The sequence below is a fragment of the Bacteriovorax sp. BAL6_X genome, assembly GCF_000443995.1.
Taxonomy (GTDB): Bacteria; Bdellovibrionota; Bacteriovoracia; order Bacteriovoracales; family Bacteriovoracaceae; genus Halobacteriovorax_A.
This window is the reverse complement of sequence record NZ_AUMC01000009.1, coordinates 251,150-274,426: the sequence shown is the minus strand read 5'-3', so window position 1 is coordinate 274,426 and position 23,277 is coordinate 251,150. Positions and strand designations below refer to the sequence as shown.

General features: G+C 35.5%; 23 protein-coding genes. 1 reads left to right on the top strand and 22 read right to left on the bottom strand.

Translation table 11 applies throughout. The features are described 5' to 3' along the window. Window positions 1–3 precede the first annotated feature (3 nt). Genes radA through M902_RS10025 form a run of 4 tightly spaced genes read right to left on the bottom strand, consistent with a single transcriptional unit; the run spans window position 4 to window position 5,055 of the window. Window positions 4–1,374: a DNA repair protein RadA gene (gene radA, locus M902_RS10040; protein WP_021267565.1), complete on the bottom strand. Its 1,371-nt coding sequence runs from the start codon at window positions 1,372–1,374 to the stop codon at window positions 4–6. After that, window positions 1,374–3,251, bottom strand: coding sequence for an NAD-dependent DNA ligase LigA (gene ligA / locus M902_RS10035; RefSeq protein WP_021267646.1), 1,878 nt, complete (start codon window positions 3,249–3,251; stop codon window positions 1,374–1,376). Before ligA ends, radA begins: the two co-directional genes overlap by 1 nt. A gap of 30 nt (window positions 3,252–3,281) precedes the next feature. Next, entirely contained in the window at window positions 3,282–4,769 is a 1,488-nt protein-coding gene (locus tag M902_RS10030) for a porin family protein (RefSeq protein ID WP_021267672.1), read from the bottom strand. Further along, a complete protein-coding gene (locus M902_RS10025) occupies window positions 4,741–5,055 on the bottom strand; it encodes a hypothetical protein (RefSeq protein WP_146037886.1) in 315 nt (104 codons plus the stop codon). Before M902_RS10025 ends, M902_RS10030 begins: the two co-directional genes overlap by 29 nt. Window positions 5,056–5,133: 78 nt before the next feature. Here M902_RS10025 and M902_RS10020 point away from each other — a divergent pair, with 78 nt between their 5' ends. Further along, complete coding sequence (locus M902_RS10020) at window positions 5,134–6,312, top strand: patatin-like phospholipase family protein (protein WP_021267580.1); 1,179 nt, start codon at window positions 5,134–5,136, stop codon at window positions 6,310–6,312. A 49-nt stretch (window positions 6,313–6,361) separates the two neighbouring features. Here the strand turns inward: M902_RS10020 and M902_RS10015 are convergent, their stop codons facing one another. From M902_RS10015 to rpmH, 18 genes are all read right to left on the bottom strand, one after another. Continuing rightward, window positions 6,362–6,865, bottom strand: coding sequence for an outer membrane beta-barrel protein (locus tag M902_RS10015; protein WP_021267475.1), 504 nt, complete (start codon window positions 6,863–6,865; stop codon window positions 6,362–6,364). Between the two features lie 41 nt (window positions 6,866–6,906). Then, complete coding sequence (locus tag M902_RS10010; RefSeq protein ID WP_021267696.1) at window positions 6,907–8,466, bottom strand: hypothetical protein; 1,560 nt, start codon at window positions 8,464–8,466, stop codon at window positions 6,907–6,909. A 105-nt stretch (window positions 8,467–8,571) separates the two neighbouring features. Continuing rightward, window positions 8,572–8,985 carry an ATP synthase F1 subunit epsilon gene (gene atpC, locus M902_RS16010; protein WP_052607429.1) on the bottom strand — a complete coding sequence of 138 codons (414 nt, stop codon included), beginning with the start codon at window positions 8,983–8,985 and terminating at the stop codon, window positions 8,572–8,574. A gap of 141 nt (window positions 8,986–9,126) precedes the next feature. Beyond that, a complete protein-coding gene (gene atpD, locus M902_RS10000) occupies window positions 9,127–10,545 on the bottom strand; it encodes a F0F1 ATP synthase subunit beta (RefSeq protein ID WP_021267462.1) in 1,419 nt (472 codons plus the stop codon). Between the two features lie 10 nt (window positions 10,546–10,555). After that, window positions 10,556–11,428, bottom strand: coding sequence for an ATP synthase F1 subunit gamma (atpG, locus tag M902_RS09995; protein WP_021267738.1), 873 nt, complete (start codon window positions 11,426–11,428; stop codon window positions 10,556–10,558). 17 nt (window positions 11,429–11,445) lie between these two features. After that, on the bottom strand, window positions 11,446–12,957 hold the full coding sequence (gene atpA / locus M902_RS09990; RefSeq protein ID WP_156979806.1) for a F0F1 ATP synthase subunit alpha: 1,512 nt from the start codon (window positions 12,955–12,957) through the stop codon (window positions 11,446–11,448). A gap of 22 nt (window positions 12,958–12,979) precedes the next feature. Continuing rightward, the gene (locus tag M902_RS09985; RefSeq protein ID WP_021267524.1) at window positions 12,980–13,519 is read right to left on the bottom strand and encodes a F0F1 ATP synthase subunit delta; all 540 of its coding nucleotides are present in this window, start codon (window positions 13,517–13,519) and stop codon (window positions 12,980–12,982) included. Window positions 13,520–13,535: 16 nt separating this feature from the next. Continuing rightward, entirely contained in the window at window positions 13,536–14,063 is a 528-nt protein-coding gene (locus M902_RS09980) for an ATP synthase F0 subunit B (RefSeq protein ID WP_021267570.1), read from the bottom strand. A 23-nt stretch (window positions 14,064–14,086) separates the two neighbouring features. Further along, a complete protein-coding gene (locus tag M902_RS09975) occupies window positions 14,087–14,530 on the bottom strand; it encodes an ATP synthase B/B' CF(0) (RefSeq protein ID WP_021267684.1) in 444 nt (147 codons plus the stop codon). Window positions 14,531–14,674: 144 nt separating this feature from the next. Further along, on the bottom strand, window positions 14,675–15,007 hold the full coding sequence (locus M902_RS09970; RefSeq protein WP_021267600.1) for a polymer-forming cytoskeletal protein: 333 nt from the start codon (window positions 15,005–15,007) through the stop codon (window positions 14,675–14,677). A gap of 103 nt (window positions 15,008–15,110) precedes the next feature. Continuing rightward, window positions 15,111–16,076, bottom strand: coding sequence for a ParB/RepB/Spo0J family partition protein (locus M902_RS09965; protein ID WP_021267616.1), 966 nt, complete (start codon window positions 16,074–16,076; stop codon window positions 15,111–15,113). A gap of 16 nt (window positions 16,077–16,092) precedes the next feature. Next, window positions 16,093–16,944 carry a ParA family protein gene (locus tag M902_RS09960; RefSeq protein ID WP_021267656.1) on the bottom strand — a complete coding sequence of 284 codons (852 nt, stop codon included), beginning with the start codon at window positions 16,942–16,944 and terminating at the stop codon, window positions 16,093–16,095. A gap of 36 nt (window positions 16,945–16,980) precedes the next feature. Beyond that, window positions 16,981–17,646 carry a 16S rRNA (guanine(527)-N(7))-methyltransferase RsmG gene (locus tag M902_RS16005; RefSeq protein WP_021267434.1) on the bottom strand — a complete coding sequence of 222 codons (666 nt, stop codon included), beginning with the start codon at window positions 17,644–17,646 and terminating at the stop codon, window positions 16,981–16,983. After that, window positions 17,643–19,484: a tRNA uridine-5-carboxymethylaminomethyl(34) synthesis enzyme MnmG gene (gene mnmG, locus M902_RS09950; protein WP_021267576.1), complete on the bottom strand. Its 1,842-nt coding sequence runs from the start codon at window positions 19,482–19,484 to the stop codon at window positions 17,643–17,645. Before mnmG ends, M902_RS16005 begins: the two co-directional genes overlap by 4 nt. A gap of 141 nt (window positions 19,485–19,625) precedes the next feature. Further along, window positions 19,626–21,161 carry a tRNA modification GTPase gene (locus M902_RS09945; protein ID WP_021267627.1) on the bottom strand — a complete coding sequence of 512 codons (1,536 nt, stop codon included), beginning with the start codon at window positions 21,159–21,161 and terminating at the stop codon, window positions 19,626–19,628. 6 nt (window positions 21,162–21,167) lie between these two features. Further along, complete coding sequence (gene yidC, locus M902_RS16000) at window positions 21,168–22,634, bottom strand: membrane protein insertase YidC (RefSeq protein WP_021267467.1); 1,467 nt, start codon at window positions 22,632–22,634, stop codon at window positions 21,168–21,170. 81 nt (window positions 22,635–22,715) lie between these two features. Continuing rightward, complete coding sequence (gene rnpA / locus M902_RS15995; protein ID WP_021267536.1) at window positions 22,716–23,075, bottom strand: ribonuclease P protein component; 360 nt, start codon at window positions 23,073–23,075, stop codon at window positions 22,716–22,718. Further along, window positions 23,075–23,227 carry a 50S ribosomal protein L34 gene (gene rpmH, locus M902_RS09930; protein ID WP_021267474.1) on the bottom strand — a complete coding sequence of 51 codons (153 nt, stop codon included), beginning with the start codon at window positions 23,225–23,227 and terminating at the stop codon, window positions 23,075–23,077. Before rpmH ends, rnpA begins: the two co-directional genes overlap by 1 nt. Window positions 23,228–23,277 lie beyond the last annotated feature (50 nt).

Genomic DNA, 23,277 nt, shown 5'->3' with positions numbered 1-23,277 from the left:
GGGCTAGTCCCCTAGTACTTTAAAAATATCTGTAACTTTTCTAACTGGTATAATTTTTAATTTTGATTTCTTTGAATAATCTTTAGCAACCTTTGGAGAGGCCACAAGGGTCTTATAATTAAGTTGTTCCATTTCTTTAATTCGCATCTCCATATGTGGAACAGTTCTAACTTCACCAGTAAGCCCCACTTCTCCAAGGAAGACAGTATCCTTAGGGATTGGTTTAGACTTATATGAACTTAATAGAGCTGCAATGATACTTAAGTCTGACTCTCGAGTCGTAAGCTTCATACTTCCAACAACATTGACATAGATATCATTCATGCCCATCGGAATATTTGCATACTTTTCAATGATCGCAACCATCATGGCAACGCGATTATTATCAAGACCTTGAGTCGTACGTCTACCATTTCCAAATTTATTTTCTGCCACAAGAGCTTGTACTTCGACAAATAAAGGTCGTGTCCCTTCTTTGATACAAGTTAAGCTCTTTCCAAAACTGTCTTCAAGATCATCATCTAAAAAGAATTGCGAAGGATTCTTAACTTCATTAAGTCCATCTTCTTGCATTTCAAAAATGCCAACTTCATTCGTATTTCCAAATCGATTTTTAATAGCTCTAAGCATACGATAGTGACCAAATTGATCACCTTCAAAGTAAATTACCGTATCGACCATATGCTCAAGAATTTTTGGACCAGCAATTGCGCCATCTTTTGTAATATGGCCTACAACAAAACATGTAATGCCAGTAGCCTTCACATGATTCATTAACTCATAAGTAACTTCACGAATTTGTGAGACAGTACCTGGAGGTGATTGTAACTCACTCGAAGTAGTCGTTTGAATCGAATCTAAAACCATAAATCGTGGCTTAATCTTCTTAATTTGATTTAAAATATTTTGCCAATTTGTTTCATTATAAATATAAAATGAATCATTTTTTAGGCCCATTCGTTTTGCACGTCCTGCAACCTGTCCCTCACTTTCTTCACCACTAACATATAGAAAACTTTGATCACTTTGCTGACCTGATAGTTTTGAAAGCATTTCGGTTAGTAGTGTTGACTTTCCAATCCCTGGCTCACCACCAATTAGAATAAGAGACCCCGGAACTAATCCTCCGCCAACAACACGATCGAATTCTCCAATACCAGTACTTACACGATTATATGTTTCAACTTCAATTTCTTTTAATTTTTTTGGAGCTGTTTCACCAACGGCCTTAACTTTTATACTTTCTTGAACAGGTGTAAAAGTTTCTTCAACAAAACTATTCCATTCGCCACAATCTGTACAACGTCCCATCCATTTTGCAGTTTGAAATCCACAGTTTGAACATTCAAAAACTTTTTTACTTTTCTTGGCCATTAATCAATCATTCCCATTACTTCATCTTCTGTCTTAATCGTAATTCCTAAATCTAGAGCTTTCTTATATTTAGAAGATTTAGCTTCTGTTTCATTTGTAAGAAGAATATCAGTGTTCTTGCTAACAGAACCAACAGGTGTTCCACCTGCGGCCTTAATATCTTTTTCAATGTCACTTCTTTTTCGTGATAGAGAACCAGTAATACAAATTTTTAATCCAGCCAATCCAGAGCCAGCCTCTTCTTCTAATACTTCAAAAGTGAAACCAAGTGCTTGTAGATTTTTAATTAATTCTTTCTTTTCTTGTAATGAGTTTATAAAAGTTGTAGCTGACTTTTCTGCAAATCCTTCAAGAGTTGCAAGCTCATCTGCATTCATATTTAATAGCTTTTCTATTGAATCAAATCCACCATGTACAACTTTTTCACACTTATTATAAGCACCACCAGTAATACCCAGAGCCGAGATAAATGTTATTAAATCAGCCTTCTTTGATCCTTCAATACTTGTAAGAAGTTTTGTTGCTAGTTTATCTTTTACTTTATCAAGTGTTAGTAGCTGATTCATTTCTAACTTATAAAGATCTTCAATTGTTGTTACCAACTTCTTACGAATCATCTCTTCAAGTCGTTTAGAACTTAGATCATCAATACCTATTTTTTGAATAAAGTTTAATATCGCTTCTTTAACTTGAGCTGGACAAGCAGGGTTCTTACAAAAAAGTCTAATGTCTTCGATGACAACTTCAGACTCACAACTTGGACAACATTCAGGTATTAAGAATTCATTTTGAGACTCTTCAATTGTTTGAAGAAATTTAGGAATAACTTCTCCACTTCTAATTATCTCGATCTTATCCCCTGCTTTTAAATTATGTTGTTTAACCATTCCATAATTATGCAAAGTCACTCGAGAAATCACAGCACCACTAATGGAAACAGGTTCTACCTCACCTACAGGAGTCAAAATTCCATTTCTAGATACTTGCCATGTAATTGAATTAAGAGTTGTCTGTACCGTTTCCCCTTCAAATTTAAAGGCCATCTTATAACGAGGATGATGAGCAGTTTCCCCAAGTTCATCATGTAGATTTATTTCATTATAGACAAATACAAGTCCATCAATCAGATAATCACCATTTGCCATGAAATCTTTGGCGTCATCAATTGCAACTTCATAATCTTTTTTTGTATGCATGAGAGTATATTCAAGAATATCGAAATCTTCTTTCTTAAGCGTCTCATATTTTTGACTTTCTTTTTCAAACTCTAGGCCAATTAAATCAAAGGCCTTAAAATTTATATAAGAACATAGGCTAATATTCTCTTTTCTCCCCACTAGTCCAGCAACGATATTTCGTTGTGATGAAGGCCTTTCTAATCCTTGGGAAACCATTGTTTCTGATAGATGAAAGAATGATTGCTCATCACAATACATCTCACCTCTTATTTCTATTCTCTCTTTGATAGAGATAGATCCAGGAACTCCCTTCATCCATTGTACTTTTTGTGTGATATTTTCACCGTAAGTGCCATCACCTCTAGTTTTTGCTAATACTAAATGACCACCTTCGTAGATCAGAGAACAAGAAACTCCATCTACTTTATATATCCCTAAGACCTCATGTTTTTTGGCCCAAGAGATTAACTCATCCACTTTATAAGTTTTTCCAAGTGAAAGCATTTTCTTATCGTGTTTTACTTTATCTAGTGATGTGATTGTTGAACCAACAAGATTAAGTACAGAGTTATCTGGATCTAATTGTCTTAACTCATCTTCTAATTTGTCATATTCAATATCTGAAATTTCTGGTTTTCCAGCATAGTACAATGCCTTATGGATCTTAATTTGATCTGCCAATTCTTTAATTCTATTCATTTAATTTCTCTTCTAATTTAGATTGTCATTTTAGAATGCAAATTTCACACCACCCTTCAAGGCCGTGTTCTTAACTGTTACTTTAGTACCATCACTTGCAAATTCAGCTTTATCACTTAAGTAGTCGATTCCACCATAAAGATTGATATTTGGTCCATACTTATATTCCGCGCCAGCGGCGACATGGAAGTTACTTGTATCTTTTGCACTACCAAATATAGAAACATCTTCTTCATAGCCAGGATCAAGCATAAAATCGAATTGAAAATAAATTCTAATTCCTCTTACGAGTGGCATGCTTGCTTTGGCTCCAACTAAGATTCCACTAAAATTAATTTCAGTAAAACCATCTGCAACTTGATTATCAAAACCATGCGTATATGAACCATAGCCAAAGAAGACGTCAACCTGAGGGCCATAGAAGAAGCCCATAGGTAGATATTTATAACCAGCAAGAAGTCTAAAACGTGATGAGTCCATCGAATTACTATCAGAAACTAAATTTCCCGCATCTTTTGAATACTTCCCAAAACCTTTTTCTAACTCAAGTCCTACCCAATAATTTCTTGTAAGCCAAAGTTCACTATCAAAAGCAATCGCAAAATCAACTCCGTTAATTGATTTTGTCCCATTTGAAATTGATGAATTATTATTAGATCCAGTCCCAATTTTGAGGGCCAGTCCGAATTCTCCTAGTCTTCCAAATGAAGATGTACGATCATTGCCTTCAACTGGATCATATTTTAAATTTCTCTTTTCAGAGTCTTTTGTATTCTTAGAAATTAATACCCAATCTTCAGCTTGAATAAGACTCTTGTCTTCGTAACGAAGAACTTTTACTTGAGAGAGGGATTCACCAACGTGAACAATTCTTCCCGTAGCAATTGTTTTAGTTTCCCAATCAACAACTTCTTGAAGAAGAGGATGCTTTCTACGTCGCATAGGTCGCACAACTTTCACTTCATAATCAGTAAAAATTCCGGCATCCTTTCCAAGATCAATAGAGAACTGTTGACCAAGGACTCCCAATACTCGAGCATCATAAGGAATTTGTTTTTCATATTGATCTAGCCAATTATTGACTGTCTGAGCAATTAATCCAGGATCATCACTATTGAGTTCAATCTTTTCATTAAAATAAATATCTCTACCATTTGCACCAAAGATTTGCATATTGACGGCAACTCCCTTTGGTAGGCTTTCAATTTTGACTTTAATTAATGAGCCAGCATTTGTTTTCTCCGAAACCAATTTTATAACTTTCGGATTTTCTAAAGCTGCATCTAAATTCTTCTTATAGTTTGATAATATATTGATAATTTCAGAGTTATATTGATAGTAACACCAACGTGAAGACTTTAGATAACCTTCAACTTTGGCAAAAACTTCATATCCAAGTGCCCCACCGACAGAGTCCCTTACAGGTAAAATCATACATCGACGTGCACTTGGTGAAGCAAATGCATCAAGAGATAGTAAAAGTAAAAAGCTAGTTATAAGTAATTTGATTATTTTCATTGAGACGACCTTCGTAGAGATCTACGAGCATTTTATATTCATTATTTTCTTGCTTGGTTTTAATTAATTCTTTTTTAAGAAGTTCATGTTCTTCTTGTAAACGCTTTAGGTATACGATGGCGTTTGATGCACTTAGTGAATCGTTATATTCCCACTCGTTCATTTGAATCAGATATTTACCCTGGTCAAATTTCCAAATTAATTTATCTCTTTTTATATAGCGACGAATTGTTGATATTGAGATTCCCTTCAACAATGAATAGTCATTTATGTCCATCCAAATCATTTCTTAATTTTAACCAACTTGACGTGCTTTGCCAAAAATTATCAATACATAAATTCGTATTTCGAGTATAATTTTTTTATGAACAGAGTTGATATAGAAAACTTCAGGAATAAAAAGACTGCCCTAGTTCTTTCAGGTGGTGTCGTTAAAGCTGCCGCATGGCACCTTGGAGTTAGTTGGGCGCTTCACGACCTTGGATTTACTTTCAAACATAATCATTCCGATATTAATCCTGATTATGAAATTTCAACTTATGTTGGCTCAAGTGCGGGTGCACTAATTAGTCTTTTTTTAGCTTCTGGCCATTCACCCTTAGATGTTATTGAGGCCTTTATTCATAAAAATAAAACTGGGCTAAAACCTATTACATATAAGGATATGCTTTCTCTAAAGAGACCCAGTTTAAAACCTCATCATCCAAATCTATATGATCCATTAGATGGTTTTCCACTGGTTATCAAAAGTCTTTTAAAACCTATCATGACTGTATCAGGTCTTTTTTCGACAACTGGACTACACGAATATATATTAAATAATATAATTAAATCTAATAACTTCGATGATTATGATGCTGATTTATTTATTATTGCCACACAGCTAGATAACTCAAGAAAGACTATATTTTCTCGTTATAATTATCCAAACCCTAGCCATGATCCAACAGCCCATTACTATACAGATATTCCAATTGCAGAGGCGGCCACTGCCTCAATGAGTGTACCACCTTTTTATACTCCGTATCCAATTCATAATACAGTAACAGATACGACAGATTTCTATATTGATGGTGAGATTCGTGAAACTCTCTCTACTCATGTTGCTGTTGATAATAGTTGTGAGTATATCATCTCAAGTTGGACCCATACTCCTTATCACTATCAAGATGAGATTGGTTCACTTGCAAATTATGGGCTTCCTGCCATTTGTACACAGGCCATTTACCTAATGATTCAAAAGAAGATTGTTGACTCTAGAGCTAGACGTATTGCAGCTCAAGATATAATTGATACTGTTAATCAATATATGCTTAATGAAAAATTTAGTAATGAACAGCGTCGTCATATTACATCTATTATTGAAAGAAAGCTTAATTTTAATCCAGATGTGAAGCTTATCGATATTTACCCTAAGCATGATGATTACAATCTTTTCTTCGCTGATATTTTTAGCTTAAATCCAAAGAAAATGACAAAGATGCTAGAAGCTGGCTACAAACGAACAATGGAAATATTCAACAATAAAGAATACGAATCATAAAAAAAGCCCACTAATGTGGGCCTTTTTATATTCGTTAATTTTTTTAAAATTAAAGATCAAGAGGAACCGAGATTCCTACAAGAATTTCCTTAGCATCAAAGTCTGAAACAGCTCCTGAGCCATCGTAACTCATTGCTCTGTACTCAAGGTTAAGTGAAACAAATGGCAGCATTGTAAAACCAACACCAACAGCAATTCCTGAACCATCATAAGAAACACTTCCTGTATCTATATCAGAAGAGAAGTAATAACTTGCATAACCTCTTAAAAGAATTGGTAAATCAACTGCAACAAATGCACCAAGATTAGTAGTATCAGCGTCAACATCACCTAATGCACTATCAATCGTATAAGAACCCATATTATAATCAAGTCCAAAACTAACAAGCATTGGTAAAGAATAACCTAAACGACCACCGATATTTGTACCTGTAGTATCATCACCATCAGTTTCACCTAGAATATTATAAGCTAGGTATGGCTCAACATAAATTCCAGCTTGTGCTTGGAAACCAGCAATCATAATCATCATTGCAATTAAAATCTTTTTCATACAATCTCCTCATAAGATAAATCTAGTAATTTTCTCTCAAACTAGATATTTTCAATAATATATAATCCTTCAGTACAGAAACTTTGCGTGTATTGGATATTGCCGTCCCCAGAGTCAATCTTAGTATTCATTATCCCGTAATCATGAGAGATAACAAATACCTTCTCCGTAAGCCCTGTGATTTCAGCACTAACTGTTCCATCTTTGTCCATATAATAAAAATCATATGATCCAGAAGGCCGCTGTGAAGACATATATGCTTCAAAACCAACCAGTGGATTATTCAAGTTAATTTGAATAACACATGCACCATTATCGGCCCGATTTTGAAAAAGCTCTTTTAAATAATCAATATACTCAATCGATGGTATTACGACTTTTTTAATGTCGTTAAATCCCACAAAGACCGAAGTCTCTTTGCCAACTTCAATATAGTGTTTAAAACTAGCATCCCGCAATGGGGTAAGAATTTTATAGCGATTAAGGCCAACTTTAGCGGCAGTAATTTCACGATTAAAATATCGAATATCATTATTGTTTAAATTTAGAGACTGTAAGGTTTTAGCAGCTAGGTTCTCTTCATAAACCGAAAAGCTGATTGCCTTCGCATCTAATAGTAAAGGTGCTTCATATGTAAGTTCATCTTGTACAAGATGGATAATTTTTTGTGCAACCTTGCCCTTAAAGTCCATATACTTAATTAGATGATTTCCTAATTCAACATCAAGATAGAGCTCGTACACGAAGGCATCTCCGGGATCTACCTCTTTAAAGTTCCTATTTAAGAAAACCTTCTTTTTAAAGCTACCCATGAATGTAGATGTATCTATTTTATCACCAAGATCCACAAGTATATGGGCGCCTGTTTCTTCCTTCACTTTATTCTTTTCTAAAATCTTAAAAAGATAATCACCATTAATAACAGGAATATCAAAGGTCGTATCACTACGTGCACTTAACTCAAAATTAGTTCTAATAATTCCCTGCGCAGCAACTGAACCCCGAAAAGTTGAAAAGTTATCACCACTAGAAATTGGAATAGTAATCTCTCCCATCCCAGCATCAGTAAATAGCTCGTTTAAGTTATAAGTAGGAACTAAGTCAAAATCAGTTAAATTATTTTTTGATATGCCTTTAGGACCAAACTCACGTAGTTTCACCTTGAAGTTTGAAACTGATTTCTTTTTACGTGCAGCTGATTGAATAAAGCTTGAAAAATCAATGACAGGTTTATAGTTTTTAGGTTTTCCTAATACTGTCGGTTTTGCTTTAACAATAGGTACTTTCGATAAACCCGAAGGCTTCTTGAGGGCCTCTTTCTTACCTTTATTATCACCATAAGAAAAGAATACGAGATCTTCACCATCTTTAATATTACCGCTTACTTTGGCACCTTTCTGGACGCCTGAGCTTGCCATAACAATCTCATCGGACTCAACATGCCCTTGATATGCAATAGGTGGTACAAAACGCTTATGTAACTCAAATGTTTCTTTAACATCAAAACTCTTAGGTTTAAGAGTAACTATATCTCCACCATTTAATGCGTACGCATTTGCTAAAAATAAAGAAATGAAGAGATAAATAAACCTAATAATCATTAGCTCTATTTTCTCACTATTGGTGTATTTAGGACTTAAGAGGCAGAATTTGCCGATACTATTTAAATAGGAAAAAGAAAGGCCCTGTTTTCAGGGCCTAATCTATTATTTAGAAATTTGCTTAACTAGTTGTAATCTAAGTTCCGCTCTTTCAAGCTTGCGACGATACTTAACTAATTCTTCATCAGTCAGTGTTCCTTTCAGCTTTTCACGAGCGTAAATTAGTGCATTTGTAGCTCTTTCCTCATCAATCTGACAATTTTCTTCTGAAGTCAGAGATAGGATAGTAATTTGGTCATTTAAAACCTTTACGATACCGTCAGTAACAGTGAAGAATCTTTCAGAATCATCACCATGTACAGCAACGCTACCAGTAGCTAGCTTCTCAACAATATGAGTGTGACCATCAAGAACTTCAATCTCACCCTTTAAAGTTGGAATGAAAACTGAGTCTGCTGGTACGTTCTTCGCAACAACTGAGCTAGGCGTTAGAATATTTACAACAAAGTTACTCATCATTTAATCCTTATAAATTAAGCATTATTTTTGCTCCTTAAGCGAACCGCTCGGGCCTAACCCCTCGCTCTCGGATAAAGAGTGCCCCCTTCACGGGGAGCCAGCAAAGCAAACAATAGACTGGCCTTAGCCAGTCAATTTTGCTTATGCATCCTTCTTAAGTTGTTCCCACTTTTCATATACCATGTTTAGGTTACCAACAAGGTAGAAAGCTTGCTCAGGAACTTCATCACATTCACCAGCTAAGATAGCTTTGAATGCTTTGATCGTATCGTTGATATCAACGAATTGACCTGGGATACCTGTAAACTGCTCAGCAACGAAGAATGGTTGAGAAAGGAATTTCTCAATCTTTCTTGCACGACCAACAAGTACTTTATCTTCTTCAGAAAGTTCATCCATACCAAGAATTGCAATGATATCTTGAAGTTCCTTATATCTTTGAAGAATCTGTTGAACTTCACGAGCAGTATCATAGTGATCATCACCAAGAATAGCTGGAGATAGAATAGTTGAAGATGATGTTAGTGGGTCTACCGCTGGGTAGATACCTTTTTCAGCAATTGAACGTGAAAGTTCAGTAGTCGCATCAAGGTGAGCGAATGTAGTTGCTGGAGCCGGATCCGTGTAGTCATCGGCAGGTACGTATACAGCTTGAATAGAAGTAATCGAACCATCTTTAGTTGAAGTAATACGCTCCTGCATAGCACCCATCTCAGTACCAAGAGTTGGTTGGTAACCTACGGCAGATGGAATACGTCCAAGTAGTGCAGATACCTCTGAACCAGCTTGTGTAAAACGGAAGATATTATCAACGAAGAATAGTACGTCTTGTTTTTCTTCATCACGGAAGTATTCCGCTAGAGAAAGACCAGTAAGAGCAACACGTGCACGGGCACCTGGTGGCTCATTCATCTGTCCATATACTAGAGCTGTCTTATCGATAACTCCTGATTCTTTCATTTCTTCGTAAAGGTCGTTTCCTTCACGAGTTCTTTCACCAACACCAGCGAATACTGAGAAACCACCGTGTTGAGTAGCAATGTTGTTGATAAGTTCCATAATAAGAACTGTTTTACCAACACCAGCACCACCAAATAGACCAATCTTTCCACCTTTTAGGTATGGAGCTAGAAGGTCAATAACTTTAATACCAGTAAAAAATGGCTCAAGTTTTGTTGATTGATTTTCAAATGATGGAGCTTCTCTGTGGATTGAGTAAGATTTCTTATTACCTAATTCACCAGCTTCATCAATAGCCTCACCAACTACGTTGATGATACGACCAAGACACTCACGTCCTACAGGCGCTTGAATTGGAGCACCAGAGTCAGTAACAACTAATCCTCTTGAAAGACCTTCAGTTTGGTCCATAGCGATCGTTCTAACAACGTTATCACCTAGGTGAGTTGCAACTTCAAGAACAAGGTTATTTTCTTTGTCGTTGATTGTTGAGTTTGTAACTAAAAGGGCGTTATAGATTTCCGGTAAATTTCCATCAGCAAATTCAACGTCTACAACAGGACCCATAACTTGACGAATAACACCTTTTGCTTGTGACATTCTACGCTCCTTAACCATTGAGGGACTCAGCACCAGATACAACTTCAATAAGTTCAGTCGTAATCGCCGCTTGTCTCAATTTATTCATTTTAATAGTTAGTGTTCTAATTGCATCTTTACAGTTTCCAACGGCACTATCCATTGCTGACATACGTGATCCATGCTCTGCTGCTGTAGCATCTAATACTGCAGTCCACATTGCACTTGTGTATGCTTCTGGGATAAGGCCATCTAAAATATTTTCAGCACCAGGGTTGTATCTGAAATCAAACGGATACTTTTCCTTTAGCTCATCTCTTTCAGATGAATCAAGAGTCATTGGAAGTACTTGTTTAACAGTTGGTTCAACCTGGATAGCAGAATGGAAAATATTATAAGCAATACTTACCTTTCCTACTTCACCAGTTGCGAAAAGCTCAGAAAGCTTAGACGCAATATTTTGAACTTCGTGAAATTGTGGTTCTGTTCTTTCAAAACCATAAGTTTCACCTTCATTAACAAGTTTCACAACAAGTTCTTTTACTTTAGTACCGATAAAGTGAACTTCTAGGTTGTTAGTATCTTCATGGCTTGCAAGATATGCTTTAACAGCTTTTGCAAGTCCTGAGTTATAACCACCACAAAGACCTTTATTTGAAGAAATTACAAGAAGTACTTCTTTTTTAGATTCGTTATTATTTAAAAAAGAGTGATTGTAATCTTCAACTAAAGCAGAAATTGTCTTAATTGAATCTTCTAATTCATTTGCATAAGGACGCGCATTCAGAATAGCATTCTGAGCCTTGTTTAGCTTTGCAGCTGAAACAAGTTTCATAGCTTCCGTAATCTTTAAAGTACCCTTAGTACTTTTGATTTTCTTTTTAAGATCCTTAATATTTGCCATTATGGCTCCTCAATTAATTAGTAGTTCTTACTTGCAATAAATTCTTTAATTGCAGTTGCTAATTTACCATCGTTCTCACCAGAAATTTGCTTCTCTGTTCTTAGTGAATTCATAAGATCTGAGTGAGAAGTATTTAGGTGATCTAGAAGATCTTTTTCAGCAACTCTAACTTTATCTACAGGTACTGAATCAAACATACCTTTTGTACCTGCATATACAGATACAGATTGATCGATTACGTCAAATGGAGAATATTGTGCTTGCTTAAGTAGCTCAACAAGTCTCTCACCTTTTGAAAGTTGTTTTTGAGTAGCTTCATCTAGATCTGAACCGAAAGCCGCGAAAGCTTGAAGTTCACGGTACTGAGCAAGATCAAGTCTTAATGTACCAGCAACTTTTTTCATTGCTTTAATCTGAGCAGAACCACCAACTCGTGATACTGAGATACCAACGTTAACAGCTGGACGAATACCAGAGTTGAAAAGGTCACCTTCAAGGAAGATCTGACCGTCTGTAATAGAAATTACGTTTGTTGGAATATATGCAGAAACGTCACCTTCTTGAGTTTCAATAACTGGAAGTGCAGTTAGTGAACCAGCTCCTAGGTCATCAGATAGTTTCGCTGCACGCTCAAGTAGTCTTGAGTGACAGTAGAAAACGTCCCCTGGGAATGCTTCACGTCCTGGTGGACGTCTAAGAAGTAGTGAAAGTTGACGATAAGCTTGAGCTTGTTTTGTTAAATCATCATAAACGATTAGTGCGTGCTTACCGCTATCTCTGTAGTACTCACCCATTGTACAACCAGTATATGGTGCTAAGTACTGAAGTGGTGCAGAGTTAGAAGCAGTTGCAGATACGATAATTGTATAATCAAGAGCTCCAGCTTCTTTTAGTTTTTGTTGTACTTGACGTACTGTTGAATTCTTCTGACCAACAGCTACGTAGATACAAACAACATCTTTACCTTTTTGGTTGATAATTGTATCGATTGCAACAGCAGTTTTACCTGTCTTTCTGTCACCAATGATAAGCTCACGCTGACCACGTCCGATTGGAATCATAGCGTCGATCGCTTTAATACCTGTTTGAAGTGGCTCATGTACAGATTTTCTACCTAGAATACCTGGAGCTTTAATTTCAACACGTCTAGTGTGTTCAGAAACGATTTCACCTTGTCCATCAATTGGATTACCAATAGCATCAACAACACGACCTAAAAGAGCGTCACCTACTGGTACTTCAACGATCTTTTGAGTTCTTTTTACTGTTGAACCTTCTGTGATTTTTGGATCATCACCAAGAATAGCAACACCAACGTTGTTAGTTTCTAGGTTTAGAACCATACCTTTTGTACCTGTAGCAAATTCTACAAGCTCTCCGGCCATTACGTTTTTAAGACCGAAAACTCTAGCAACACCATCACCAACAGTAAGAACTGTACCTACTTCGTCTACTTGAAGTTTAGTTTCGAAGTTAGCAATTCTGTCTTTGATAATGCTCGTAATTTCTTCTGGATTCATTGACATCATTTACCTCTACAATAATTGGCCATTAGCCATTTATAATTGATTCTTTTAAAGTATTAAGTTGTTTATCTACAGATGCATCGATTTGATAGTCTTCAACTGTCACACGAACACCTGCTGTAATTTTTTCGTTTTTTGTATAAGTTAACTCAGGTTCTGATCCAAGTTGTGACTTAATAAATGATTTGATCTTATTAAGTGACTCAGTATCAATTGAATCTGCATTACCTTCAATTGTTCCTCTCATGAAACCTTTTTCATGATCATCCATAACGATTACTTCTTTAAAGATTAAAGGCAGAATACCAATTCTCTTTTCTTGAAGTAGGAAATTAATAAATGATTTTACAACTTGAGAAAGCCCTAACTTTGTTAATACGTCATTAAGAACAGAAGTTTTTTCTTCAATCGTAAATACATCTAGAAACATTACGTTTTCTAAATCATTACTTGCATTGATTACTTCTGTAAGAGCAGTAAGCTCTTGTGCTGTATTAATATTAGACTCTTTACCTAGGCTGAAAATCGCTTTTGCATACGCTTTGGCTACATTCTTTTCTTTCATCTTACTAACCCTAGAACTATAGTCTTGAAATTAAATTGCTTGTTGCTTTATTTGATAATGAACTATCAGAATGAATTTTATTCTTTGTTTTAGAGATTACTTCATCTAATAGTGATTCATTAAGTCGTTTAAGCATCATCTTCTTTTCAGATTCTAATTTGTGAGAAGAATCTACTTCCATCTTTTCCATTGATGCTTTGATTTCTTGAACGTAAGTTTCTTCAAATTTATCACCATCTTTTTTAGCGTTAGTGATAATTTGTTCTTTCTCACCTTCGATATTATCAAGCTTAGCTTTTGAAGCTGATAATTCTTTTTCTGCTTTTGCATCTTTCTCAGCTGCAAACTCAACAAGATCCTTAATAGAATCTGCTTTTTCTACAAATGAATTTTTCATGAAAGGGATAATTTTCCATGCCATGAATCCAAAAACAATTGTGAAGTTAATTGCAGGAACTAGTAGGTCTGATAAATGACCACCGTGGTACTCACCACCAGCTGCAAATACGATATTACTAAAAACTAGAGCTAATAATAATTTCATTTAGTATCCTTATAATTTAATAACTACTGTACAATTTTATCAACTAGAAGTGCTGAAAGTTCATCAGCATCTTTCATGATAGCAACTTTCTTCTCTTCTAATTCTTGAGAGTACTTTGCCTTTTCTGAGTTAGCTTCTGCTTCAAGCTTATTAGCAAGTTCTTTTACTTTAACTGCTTCACGCTTAGTAACTTCTTCTTTCTTATTTTGAATTAAGTTGAAAGCTTCAGATTGAGCACCTTCAATTTTTGACTTATATTCATTTTCTAGCTCAGTCGCAAGACGAGTCTTTTCGTCAGCACCCGATTCCATTTTAGTAGTTTTTGCTTCACGATTCTCAAGAACTTCTTGAAGCTTAGACCAAATTAGGTTTCTAGTTACAAAGTAAAGAACTGTAACGATGGCCAATTGAATGAAAAAAGTAGAGTTGATACCTAGAGAGTTTAATACTGTATTGATAGTATCCATTAGTGACTACCCCAAATTGTGTAATAAGATTGGTTAAAAGTTCACTAATAATTAAACTTTATCTGGCCTATCGTCAAGATAAACCGCTTTTTTCTGAATGATTGTTAATATTTATTTAAGTTGTAAATAATCAAATTTATTTAATTATTTATCGTCGTGCATCTTCGTTGTACCATGGAAAATAACGCCGTCTTCCACAATAAGCGAAGGTGTAGTGATAGTCCCTTCAAAGCGAGCTGGCTTGATAATTTCAACGCGAGAAGTCGCCTTGATGTCACCTTTTACAATTCCACTGATCATAATTACATCAGCAATAATGTCTGCATTAATTACAGCGGCCTCGGAAATAATTACCGTATCATTTGAAAAGATAGTTCCGTTCACAATTCCCGCAATACGCCCTACACCGTTCAGTGTAATATTACCCTCGAGTTTACACCCGTCTTCGATAATTGCTGCCATTGTTCCTTGTGTCATAAATCTACCCTTTCCGTGGCTGGTTCTATAGGACCATATTTGATTTAAATCTTGGTTCTATAGGACCGGCCATAAAGACTGGTCCCATAGGACCAATAAAACATTATCTATTTAAAAGTAAGTATTCAAAAATATCATTGAATTCAGCTTCATTAGAGAACTTAAGTAAAACTTCTCCTCCACCGTTTTTATTTGTTTTAATACCGAAATGATAACCAGTTTTTTGTTCTAATTTTTCACGGTACTGTGACATTTTTCCATTAAAAAAGTCGAAGCTTTCTTCTTCTTTGCCAACTTTTGTTGGTCTCTTCGCAGACTTAATTAATTTTTCAGTTTCACGTACTGATAGATTATCAATCGCTGCTTTATTTGCAATACGAATACAATCTTCTCTTTCCTTAATACCAGCTAAAATTTTAGCATGACCAAATGAAAGTTGATCCTTCTGAATTAGTTCAACAACATCACGAGGTAATTTAAGGATACGTAAGAAGTTTGCAACTGTAGATCTTTCCTTTCCAACTTTCTTTGCAACTTCTTCTTGAGTTAAATTAAAATCTTCCATCAATGCAAAGTAAGCTAGTGCCTCTTCAACACAATTAAGATCAGATCTTTGAACGTTTTCAATGATCGACATAACCATTTTTTCACGGTCAGTTGCTCTTTTGATCACAACAGGAACTTGTGTAAGACCAGCAAGTTTTGAAGCGCGAAGTCTTCTTTCACCAGCAACAAGTTCATATCCATTATCGGCCTTAACAACAATAAGTGGTTGAATAACGCCGTTTTCTTTAATTGAGTTTGAAAGCTCATGAAGCTCTTCTTCTTTAAAGATCTTTCTCGGTTGGTTTGGGTTTGCATGAATTACTGTAATATCAAGCATTGAAGGATTAGTTTCTACTTGTGCAGCTGGAGTTGTATTTAGCACTGGTTTTGTAGGAGCTGGATTATCAGCTGCTACCTTTTGAAGATCAGAAAAAGCTGCTTGAGCCTTTGATGCTTTGGAAGCACCTTGAGTGCCACCAAGTAATGATCCCATACCTTTTCCTAACGCCATTTTCTTAGCCATTGTCTCTTCCCCTCACCTATTGAATATTACCAGCTAGTGAACCATCTATTTCATTTGACGATGGAACTTGTGGTAATTCATTTTGAATTTCTACTGATTGTGCACGATCTTTAATAATAAGTTCTTTAGCTAGTGATAAGTAAGCTTCAGAACCTTTTGATTCAATATCGTAAAGGATAATTGGTTTACCAAAAGATGGACACTCGGCGAGTTTTACATTTCTAGGTATTACCGATTGAAATACTTTTTCGCCGAAGTGCCTTCTAATCTCTTCAGAAACTTGTTTGTGAAGAGATGCTCTTCCATCAAACATAGTAAGGACGATTCCGTCCATTTCTAATGTAGGATTTAAATTTGCTTTAATAAGTTTTACTGTATTTACAAGTTGTGCCAGACCTTCCATTGCAAGATATTCAGTTTGCATTGGTACAATAAAGCTATGAGCAGCATTAAGCGCGTTCACAGTTAAAAGACCAAGTGAAGGAGGACAGTCAATTAGGATATAGTCGTAAGAATCCATCACTGGCATAAAAGCTGTCTTTAACTTTGATTCTCTAGCGAATTCACTTACTAACTCAATCTCTGCTCCTGATAAGTTATTATCAGATGGACAAATATGAAGATTAGGTAATTCAGTTTCGTAGATACATTCACGAATATCTGTTTTACCAATCATTGCATGATAGATATTGCTTCCATTATGCTGCGCTGAATCAAGCCCTAAACTAACACTACCGTTACCCTGAGGGTCTAGGTCAATTACCAGAGTTTTTTTCTCGGCTACTGCAAGGCAGGCAGCAAGGTTAATTGTAGTAGTTGTCTTACCAACACCACCCTTCTGATTCATGAGTGCAATAATTTTAGCCATTTATGTCTCCCAAAAGATATAGTTGTTACTATATTTTTAAAGAAATGAAGACAAAGTGACAAGATTTTTATTTTTATTTTTTCTAAAAGTCGTAATTTCTGTTCCACGTAGAACATTCTTATTACGTAGGGCAATCATCATACGCCCTTCTGTATTAGGAATATCAACAAGAGTCTCTTCAACTATCTCCCACTTATTTCCAAGCCAATCTAGATCTTCTAATTCATAGAAGTTTGGCCCCTTGTAGAAGATAACGTTTACAGTCTTATCTGTGATTATTAATGGAAGAAGATTCTGTATTGTCGATACTGCCTTAAATGTAATTGTACAGTCGCGATCAAAGTACACGTTCTCAAATCTTTGATGATAAGTCTTAACATTAGCAAGACCAATAGCCTCGGCAATCTGATTAACAACCTTCGACTTCTTCCCTCTTGCTTCAAATCCAATATACTTCTTATCTGGATTTAAGCTAGCAAGTGGTAACAAAGGAAAGCCTCCGCCAAAACCAATATCGACATGGATCTTAGTCTTGTCATAGATCTTCTTAAGTGAAGCAACATTTTCGATAGGCTTAACACTATCTACATATTGCTTATCAAAAAACTCTTCTGGTGTATTAATTCTTGTTAAGTTAATTCCTGCAAAAGGACCGTTGATTTGTTCTAGGTACTTTTGGCAAAACTCTGTGTCTTTCATCATAAAATATTACCTGCTACATAGGCTAAGGTTGCAGGACGAATCCCTACTATTCTTTGTAATTGGCCAAAACTTTCTGGCTTTATTTCTGTAATACGTTGGCGGCATTCAAATGATATATTTTCACTTGCTACTAACACCTTCCAATCAACTGGCTTTTTACTCAAACGATTTATTTTTGCATTCTCCACTAATGCACGATCAATATACCCTTCGTATTTAAGAGAGATAGCTACTGTACGAATAACATTTGGATCGAAGGCCATATTATTCTCACCTAACTCCGCAGTTAGCACATCAACTGGATTTAAATGTGCTCTCTTTGATAGCTCCGCTAGAGTGATATTAGAATTAAGTGGTCCATATCCTTTATCATTGAAATATGCTTTATTATTTGGGTTAGCTTTATATGTATAATTCTTAGCTACATTCCAAATAATATTAAAGCTCCTTTCAAAAGCTTCTTGATATTGGTCCACAGCTGCATACAATCCTAACTGTTGACGATACTTTTTCATACGTAGAATTGTGTTATCCTCTCTTACATAGAGGCGGTTTTCATTACGTGCAGTAAATAGTCTATAAGGCTCATCTCTCTTATTTGAAACTAGATCCTCTACCATGACACCAATATATGAATCCTCGCGATCTAATATAAACTTCTCTGCGCCAATAGCTGATCTAGCGGCATTAATACCTGCAATCAATCCCTGCCCAGCGGCCTCTTCATAACCAGAAGTACCATTTACTTGTCCTGCGAAATAGAGACCAGGCATTTCTTTCGATTGAAGAGTTCTATCAAGGCAGGTTGTATCAACAACATCATATTCAACAGCATAACCATAGATAGCAATCTCAGCATTCTCTAAACCTTCTATTGTACGGATAAAGTCTAGCTGTATCTCACGTGGAAGCGATGTAGATATCCCATTTGGATAAAATGTATCTAACTCTAGTGATTCTGGTTCAACAAAGACGTGATGAACATCCTTATCTTCATAACGATAGGCCTTGTCCTCAATAGATGGACAATATCTCGGTCCAACACCTTTGATTTGTCCATTAAAGATAGGACTTCGTTCCTTATTGTCACGTATAATTCCAAGAGTCTTCTCATTAGTCTTAGTAAGATGGCAAGAAACCTGATCAATGAATCTCTCGTTTAAATCGTGTCCAAAATGAAAGTTTACTGCAGCCGGATCGCTTTCCTGTTCTACCATCTTAGAAAAATCTATTGTATGTCTCTTTAGACGTGCGGGAGTTCCAGTCTTAAACCTAGTCTTAAGTGCTGTTACACCCACAAAGATATTCTCAAGAGAATCAGCTTTCAAACAATCGACACGGCCACCATCTAATTGTTCTTCTCCTGTATGCATCTTACCAGCTAAGAATGTACCAGTTGTAACAACGATCTTCTTAGAAAGATACCCGGCCTCAGCTGTTTTAATCAGAAAGAACTCTTGATCTCTACTTACTCTTTCGACCATCTCTCTAATAACAGTAATATTATCATTTGCAGCAACTTCCGCTTCTGCATTCCTAGCATATACTTCCTTATCAATCTGTACTCGAGTTGATTGTACAGCATAGCCTTTAGATTCATTAAGAGTACGATATTGGATAGCACTTCTATCTGCTAACTTCCCCATGATACCACCAAGGGCATCGATCTCTCTTACAACTTGTCCTTTACCTACTCCACCTACTGCAGGATTACATGGAGCCGATGCTATACTCACACCTGGCATTGTTATAATTGCAACTTTTAAATCAAATTGAGCGGCGGCCCAGGCAGCTTCAAGACCTGCATGTCCTCCACCAATGATGGCTACATCAAACATATAATTTCCGATTTCACACGTGTTCCACGTGGAACTTTTGCCTAGATTTGTTCTACGTGGAACAAATAGACACAGTTCTGATAATAAAGTTCTACGTGGAACATTTAAGCTATATTTTGAGAAAAATCAATGGTTTATATATTATTTACCTATACAGAAGTTGGTAAATATATGTGTAAGAGTATCGTCAGGACTAATAATTCCAATGAGTTCAGCAGTTTTCTTTTCAAGTATTGAAACTTCAGAAGATATAATAGCGATATCATCTAAATACTTGATATTATTAGAAAACTCTGTGAATTTACTATAAATATCATTGATAACAACACGGTGTCTCTCTATTGAAATAGGATCACTATTACGTAATTTCGTATACTTACACAATATATCTTGAGTAATTAACTCAGTTATATGAGCTGGTTCTATAGGACCAGTATTCTGATTAGTTTCAGATTTTGCCCCTGTAGGACCATTCTTGTGGCTTGCCCCCATAGGACCAAGGTCTTTTTTAACTGGTTCTATAGAACCACTTTGTGTATCTGGTCCGATAGGACCACTTATTTCAACAAGACTTCCTTCGCCTTTTGAAGTGTCGGCACTATAGTATTTAATAGCCTTTGGAAGTTTTTCTTCTAACTTATCTAAGTTCAAAGAGCCTTTAAATTCATCAAAATGTGTAAAGATAAGAGCATCAAAAAGAGTCTCTTTAATATCGTGATACTGATATTTTTCGACTTCATTAATATTTACAAGAAGAATTTTATAGAAAGCATTTTCAATTAAATTACGACTTCTCTTAATCCCTTCTTCTTCAATAACGTCAGTGGTATTGCGAAGTCCGGCCGTATCAACTAATTTGAAAGTTTCATTTCCAAGACTAATATATTCCGAAATATAATCACGAGTAGTTCCAGCAATATCAGAAACGATTGATCTCGATTCATTTAGAAATAAATTGAATAATGAACTCTTACCGGCATTGGGCTCACCACAAAGAACAATGTCTGGAGACATTAAACTCTTAGCATTCACACTGGCACTTCGATGAAGTGAAGTAATATGACCACTGATATCAGCAACAGCATCATCTAATAGTTTTTGAGACTGTTCCTCCCCTACGTCTTCAGCAAAGTCGATATTAATTTCAACAGCTGCTTTTAGTTTTAAGAACTTTTCGTAGAGGTCTGTGTATTTTTGATAAAGGCTTCCATTAAGAAGTTTAAGACCTTCATCAAGCATTAGAGAAGAAGAAGCATTTAAAAGTGCATCAAGTCCTTCGACTTGAGCAAGAGAGAGTTTCTTATTCTTTAGTGCTCGATAAGTGAATTCACCATTCTTTGCTAAACGAAAATCACCAGAGTTAATGAATGCATTCATAATACGCTTTAAATTGAGCGTATTACCGTGTGCAGCTATCTCTAGTATATTTTCACCATTATAACTATGAGGGCCCTTAAAATACGTAATAACGACTTCATCTAGGAAATTTCCGTCCTGGTCATATAATTTTGTAAAAGTTGCTTTACGAATTTCAAGGCTTGATAAATCTTTTTTGAAAAATGGTCCTATAGAACCAATATTAGAAAAACCAGATAAACGGATAACCCCTATGGCCGTATTTTCATTTAGGCCAGTCGAGCAAGCGACAATAGGAAGGTCATCCGTTTCGTATATCATGGTTAATTATGCTTCTGCAGTTTTATAAACGTATAGTTGTTGTGCAATTCCCAGAATGTTTGAAACTGTGAAATACAGGTTTAAACCAGCTGGAAGGTCTTTCATGATGAAAATGAAGACGATCGGCATAATGTACATAATCTTCTGTTGATTTGGATCTGCAGAAGTTGAAGGATTAAGCTTTGTTTGCACAAGCATTGTAATCCCCATAATTGCAGGAAGAATATAGTACGGATCTTTCGCACTAAGGTCAGTTAACCAAAAATAGAAAGGTGAACCAACAAGTTCAACAGAGTTTGAAATTGCTTGATAGAAAGCAATGAAAATTGGAATTTGAAGAACCATTGGAAGACATCCACCTAGTGGAGAAGCACCAGATCTCTTAAATAACTCCATTGTTTCTTTTTGCTGCTTCATTGGTTCATCAGCATATTTTTCTTTAAGCTTCGCGATTTCAGGTTGTAGTACTTGCATCTTTTTCATCGATCTAAAAGACTTAGCTTGAAGAGGATAAGTTGCAAGACGAATAACAATTGTTAAAAGGATAATAGCAATACCGTAGTTACCTACATAAGTGTAAAGCATTTGCATTGCTTTAAGAATTGGAACAGCAAAGATTCCAAAGATTCCAAAATCAATTGAAAGATCTAGTTGATTATCAAAACCTAAAAGGTAGTCATAATTTTTAAGAGCGTAAAGAACATAACCATTGTAGTTCTTCTTTCCATTTACAGTTTGGAAAAAGATCTCACCGTTTTCAGTGGCCATGTAATTGATTGTTTGTTTTTCATTAAATACATTAAAGAATACATGGTGATTAAAATCTAAGGCAACCCACTTTAAGCTCCCCTCACCTTTCTCGTCTGATTCAAGATTATAACGATCAGTATCTATTCCCTGAACAACGTACTGACGATAAGTTCTATTATCAGATTGTTTTTCAGTAGCTGACATATTGTATGAAAGTCTAAAATCTTGATCACCATTAAGCTGGTAAGAAAGACGGCCATCATTTTCTAATTTTAAACGAATTGAGATTTGCTTATTAAGATCATTACCTACAACTTCATTCTCTTGAGTTTGTTCATCAAAAACAAAGTTGAAGTTTTGTAGATTGTTATTCGTATCAATTAGTTTGAAGTTAAAAAAGTTATCTTTGTCAGAAAGCTCTTTTAAAGTCATTGATGTTTTATTTCCAACAGCTTCACTAAAAGAAAGATCACTATTTACTGTATAGAAAAAAGAACCTGCTTTAAGAGTTACTGAAGTTAGATTAGTAGCTTTATTTGTTTGCGTAGCAATTGGCTTCGTTTCTGCAGAAGCTGTTGTGCCTTGTGTGTTTTGATTTTGTACTTGTTCTTGCTTAACTGGTTGTTGAACTGGTTGGTTTGAACTGAAAAGTGCTTGCCATGTAAAGACAATTACACCAGTAAGAACAAACGCTAAGACAGTGCGTTTTTGGTCATTATTCATTCTTTAATACTCCTAACGTGTATTTTCTTAAGTGCTTAAGTATGGAGATTTTTAACACGCTATAAAGGAGTTGTTAATCTTTTATTGAATTTTTGCAAAGGCGTTCACAAGGGAATTACGAAGATCTTCTTTAGGATTTTGTGAATTTTTAAAAAGACGATTAGAGACAACAATCATAAAGTCCTTACCATTATTACGATAGGAACTCTTACGGAAGAATTCTCTAATAATTCTCTTACAAAGATTGCGTTTATTAGCTTTACCGACTTTTTTAGTAACAGAAAAACCAACTCTAGAAACTTCAGAGTTTAGACGTGATGGCTTGTAATAAATACGAAGCCAACGATCAGTGACTACATGAGAATTTTTTCTTAAATAAGAAAAATCTTCAGTTGATAGCAGTCTTGAACTTTTATCAAAAGTGCTATCAACTGATGTCATTATTTCTTACCGTGAGAAACTGTAAGTTGCTTACGTCCCTTAGCTCTACGAGCTTTGATAACGTTACGCCCACCTGCAGATTCCATTCTTTTAAGGAATCCGTGTACTCTCATTCTTTTCTTTCTTTTTGGCTGCCAAGTTCTTTTAGACATCTTCAACCTACCTAACTATAACTGTTTAACTAAAAATTAATAATGTAAGG

Coding starts and splice junctions, on each gene's coding strand:
- M902_RS10010 (WP_021267696.1), bottom strand. CDS start 8,466: ATGATTATTAGGTTTATTTATCTCTTCATTTCTTTATTTTTAGCAAAT.
- M902_RS09960 (WP_021267656.1), bottom strand. CDS start 16,944: ATGGCTAAAATTATTGCACTCATGAATCAGAAGGGTGGTGTTGGTAAG.
- atpA (WP_156979806.1), bottom strand. CDS start 12,957: ATGATGTCAATGAATCCAGAAGAAATTACGAGCATTATCAAAGACAGA.
- atpC (WP_052607429.1), bottom strand. CDS start 8,985: ATGATGAGTAACTTTGTTGTAAATATTCTAACGCCTAGCTCAGTTGTT.
- M902_RS10025 (WP_146037886.1), bottom strand. CDS start 5,055: ATGATTTGGATGGACATAAATGACTATTCATTGTTGAAGGGAATCTCA.
- radA (WP_021267565.1), bottom strand. CDS start 1,374: ATGGCCAAGAAAAGTAAAAAAGTTTTTGAATGTTCAAACTGTGGATTT.
- M902_RS09965 (WP_021267616.1), bottom strand. CDS start 16,076: ATGGCTAAGAAAATGGCGTTAGGAAAAGGTATGGGATCATTACTTGGT.
- M902_RS09980 (WP_021267570.1), bottom strand. CDS start 14,063: ATGAAATTATTATTAGCTCTAGTTTTTAGTAATATCGTATTTGCAGCT.
- M902_RS10030 (WP_021267672.1), bottom strand. CDS start 4,769: ATGAAAATAATCAAATTACTTATAACTAGCTTTTTACTTTTACTATCT.
- rpmH (WP_021267474.1), bottom strand. CDS start 23,227: ATGTCTAAAAGAACTTGGCAGCCAAAAAGAAAGAAAAGAATGAGAGTA.
- M902_RS09945 (WP_021267627.1), bottom strand. CDS start 21,161: ATGATATACGAAACGGATGACCTTCCTATTGTCGCTTGCTCGACTGGC.
- yidC (WP_021267467.1), bottom strand. CDS start 22,634: ATGAATAATGACCAAAAACGCACTGTCTTAGCGTTTGTTCTTACTGGT.
- mnmG (WP_021267576.1), bottom strand. CDS start 19,484: ATGTTTGATGTAGCCATCATTGGTGGAGGACATGCAGGTCTTGAAGCT.
- ligA (WP_021267646.1), bottom strand. CDS start 3,251: ATGAATAGAATTAAAGAATTGGCAGATCAAATTAAGATCCATAAGGCA.
- atpG (WP_021267738.1), bottom strand. CDS start 11,428: ATGGCAAATATTAAGGATCTTAAAAAGAAAATCAAAAGTACTAAGGGT.
- M902_RS09970 (WP_021267600.1), bottom strand. CDS start 15,007: ATGACACAAGGAACAATGGCAGCAATTATCGAAGACGGGTGTAAACTC.
- M902_RS10015 (WP_021267475.1), bottom strand. CDS start 6,865: ATGAAAAAGATTTTAATTGCAATGATGATTATGATTGCTGGTTTCCAA.
- M902_RS10020 (WP_021267580.1), top strand. CDS start 5,134: ATGAACAGAGTTGATATAGAAAACTTCAGGAATAAAAAGACTGCCCTA.
- rnpA (WP_021267536.1), bottom strand. CDS start 23,075: ATGACATCAGTTGATAGCACTTTTGATAAAAGTTCAAGACTGCTATCA.
- atpD (WP_021267462.1), bottom strand. CDS start 10,545: ATGTCACAAGCAAAAGGTGTTATTCGTCAAGTTATGGGTCCTGTTGTA.
- M902_RS16005 (WP_021267434.1), bottom strand. CDS start 17,646: ATGATGAAAGACACAGAGTTTTGCCAAAAGTACCTAGAACAAATCAAC.
- M902_RS09985 (WP_021267524.1), bottom strand. CDS start 13,519: ATGAAAGAAAAGAATGTAGCCAAAGCGTATGCAAAAGCGATTTTCAGC.
- M902_RS09975 (WP_021267684.1), bottom strand. CDS start 14,530: ATGGATACTATCAATACAGTATTAAACTCTCTAGGTATCAACTCTACT.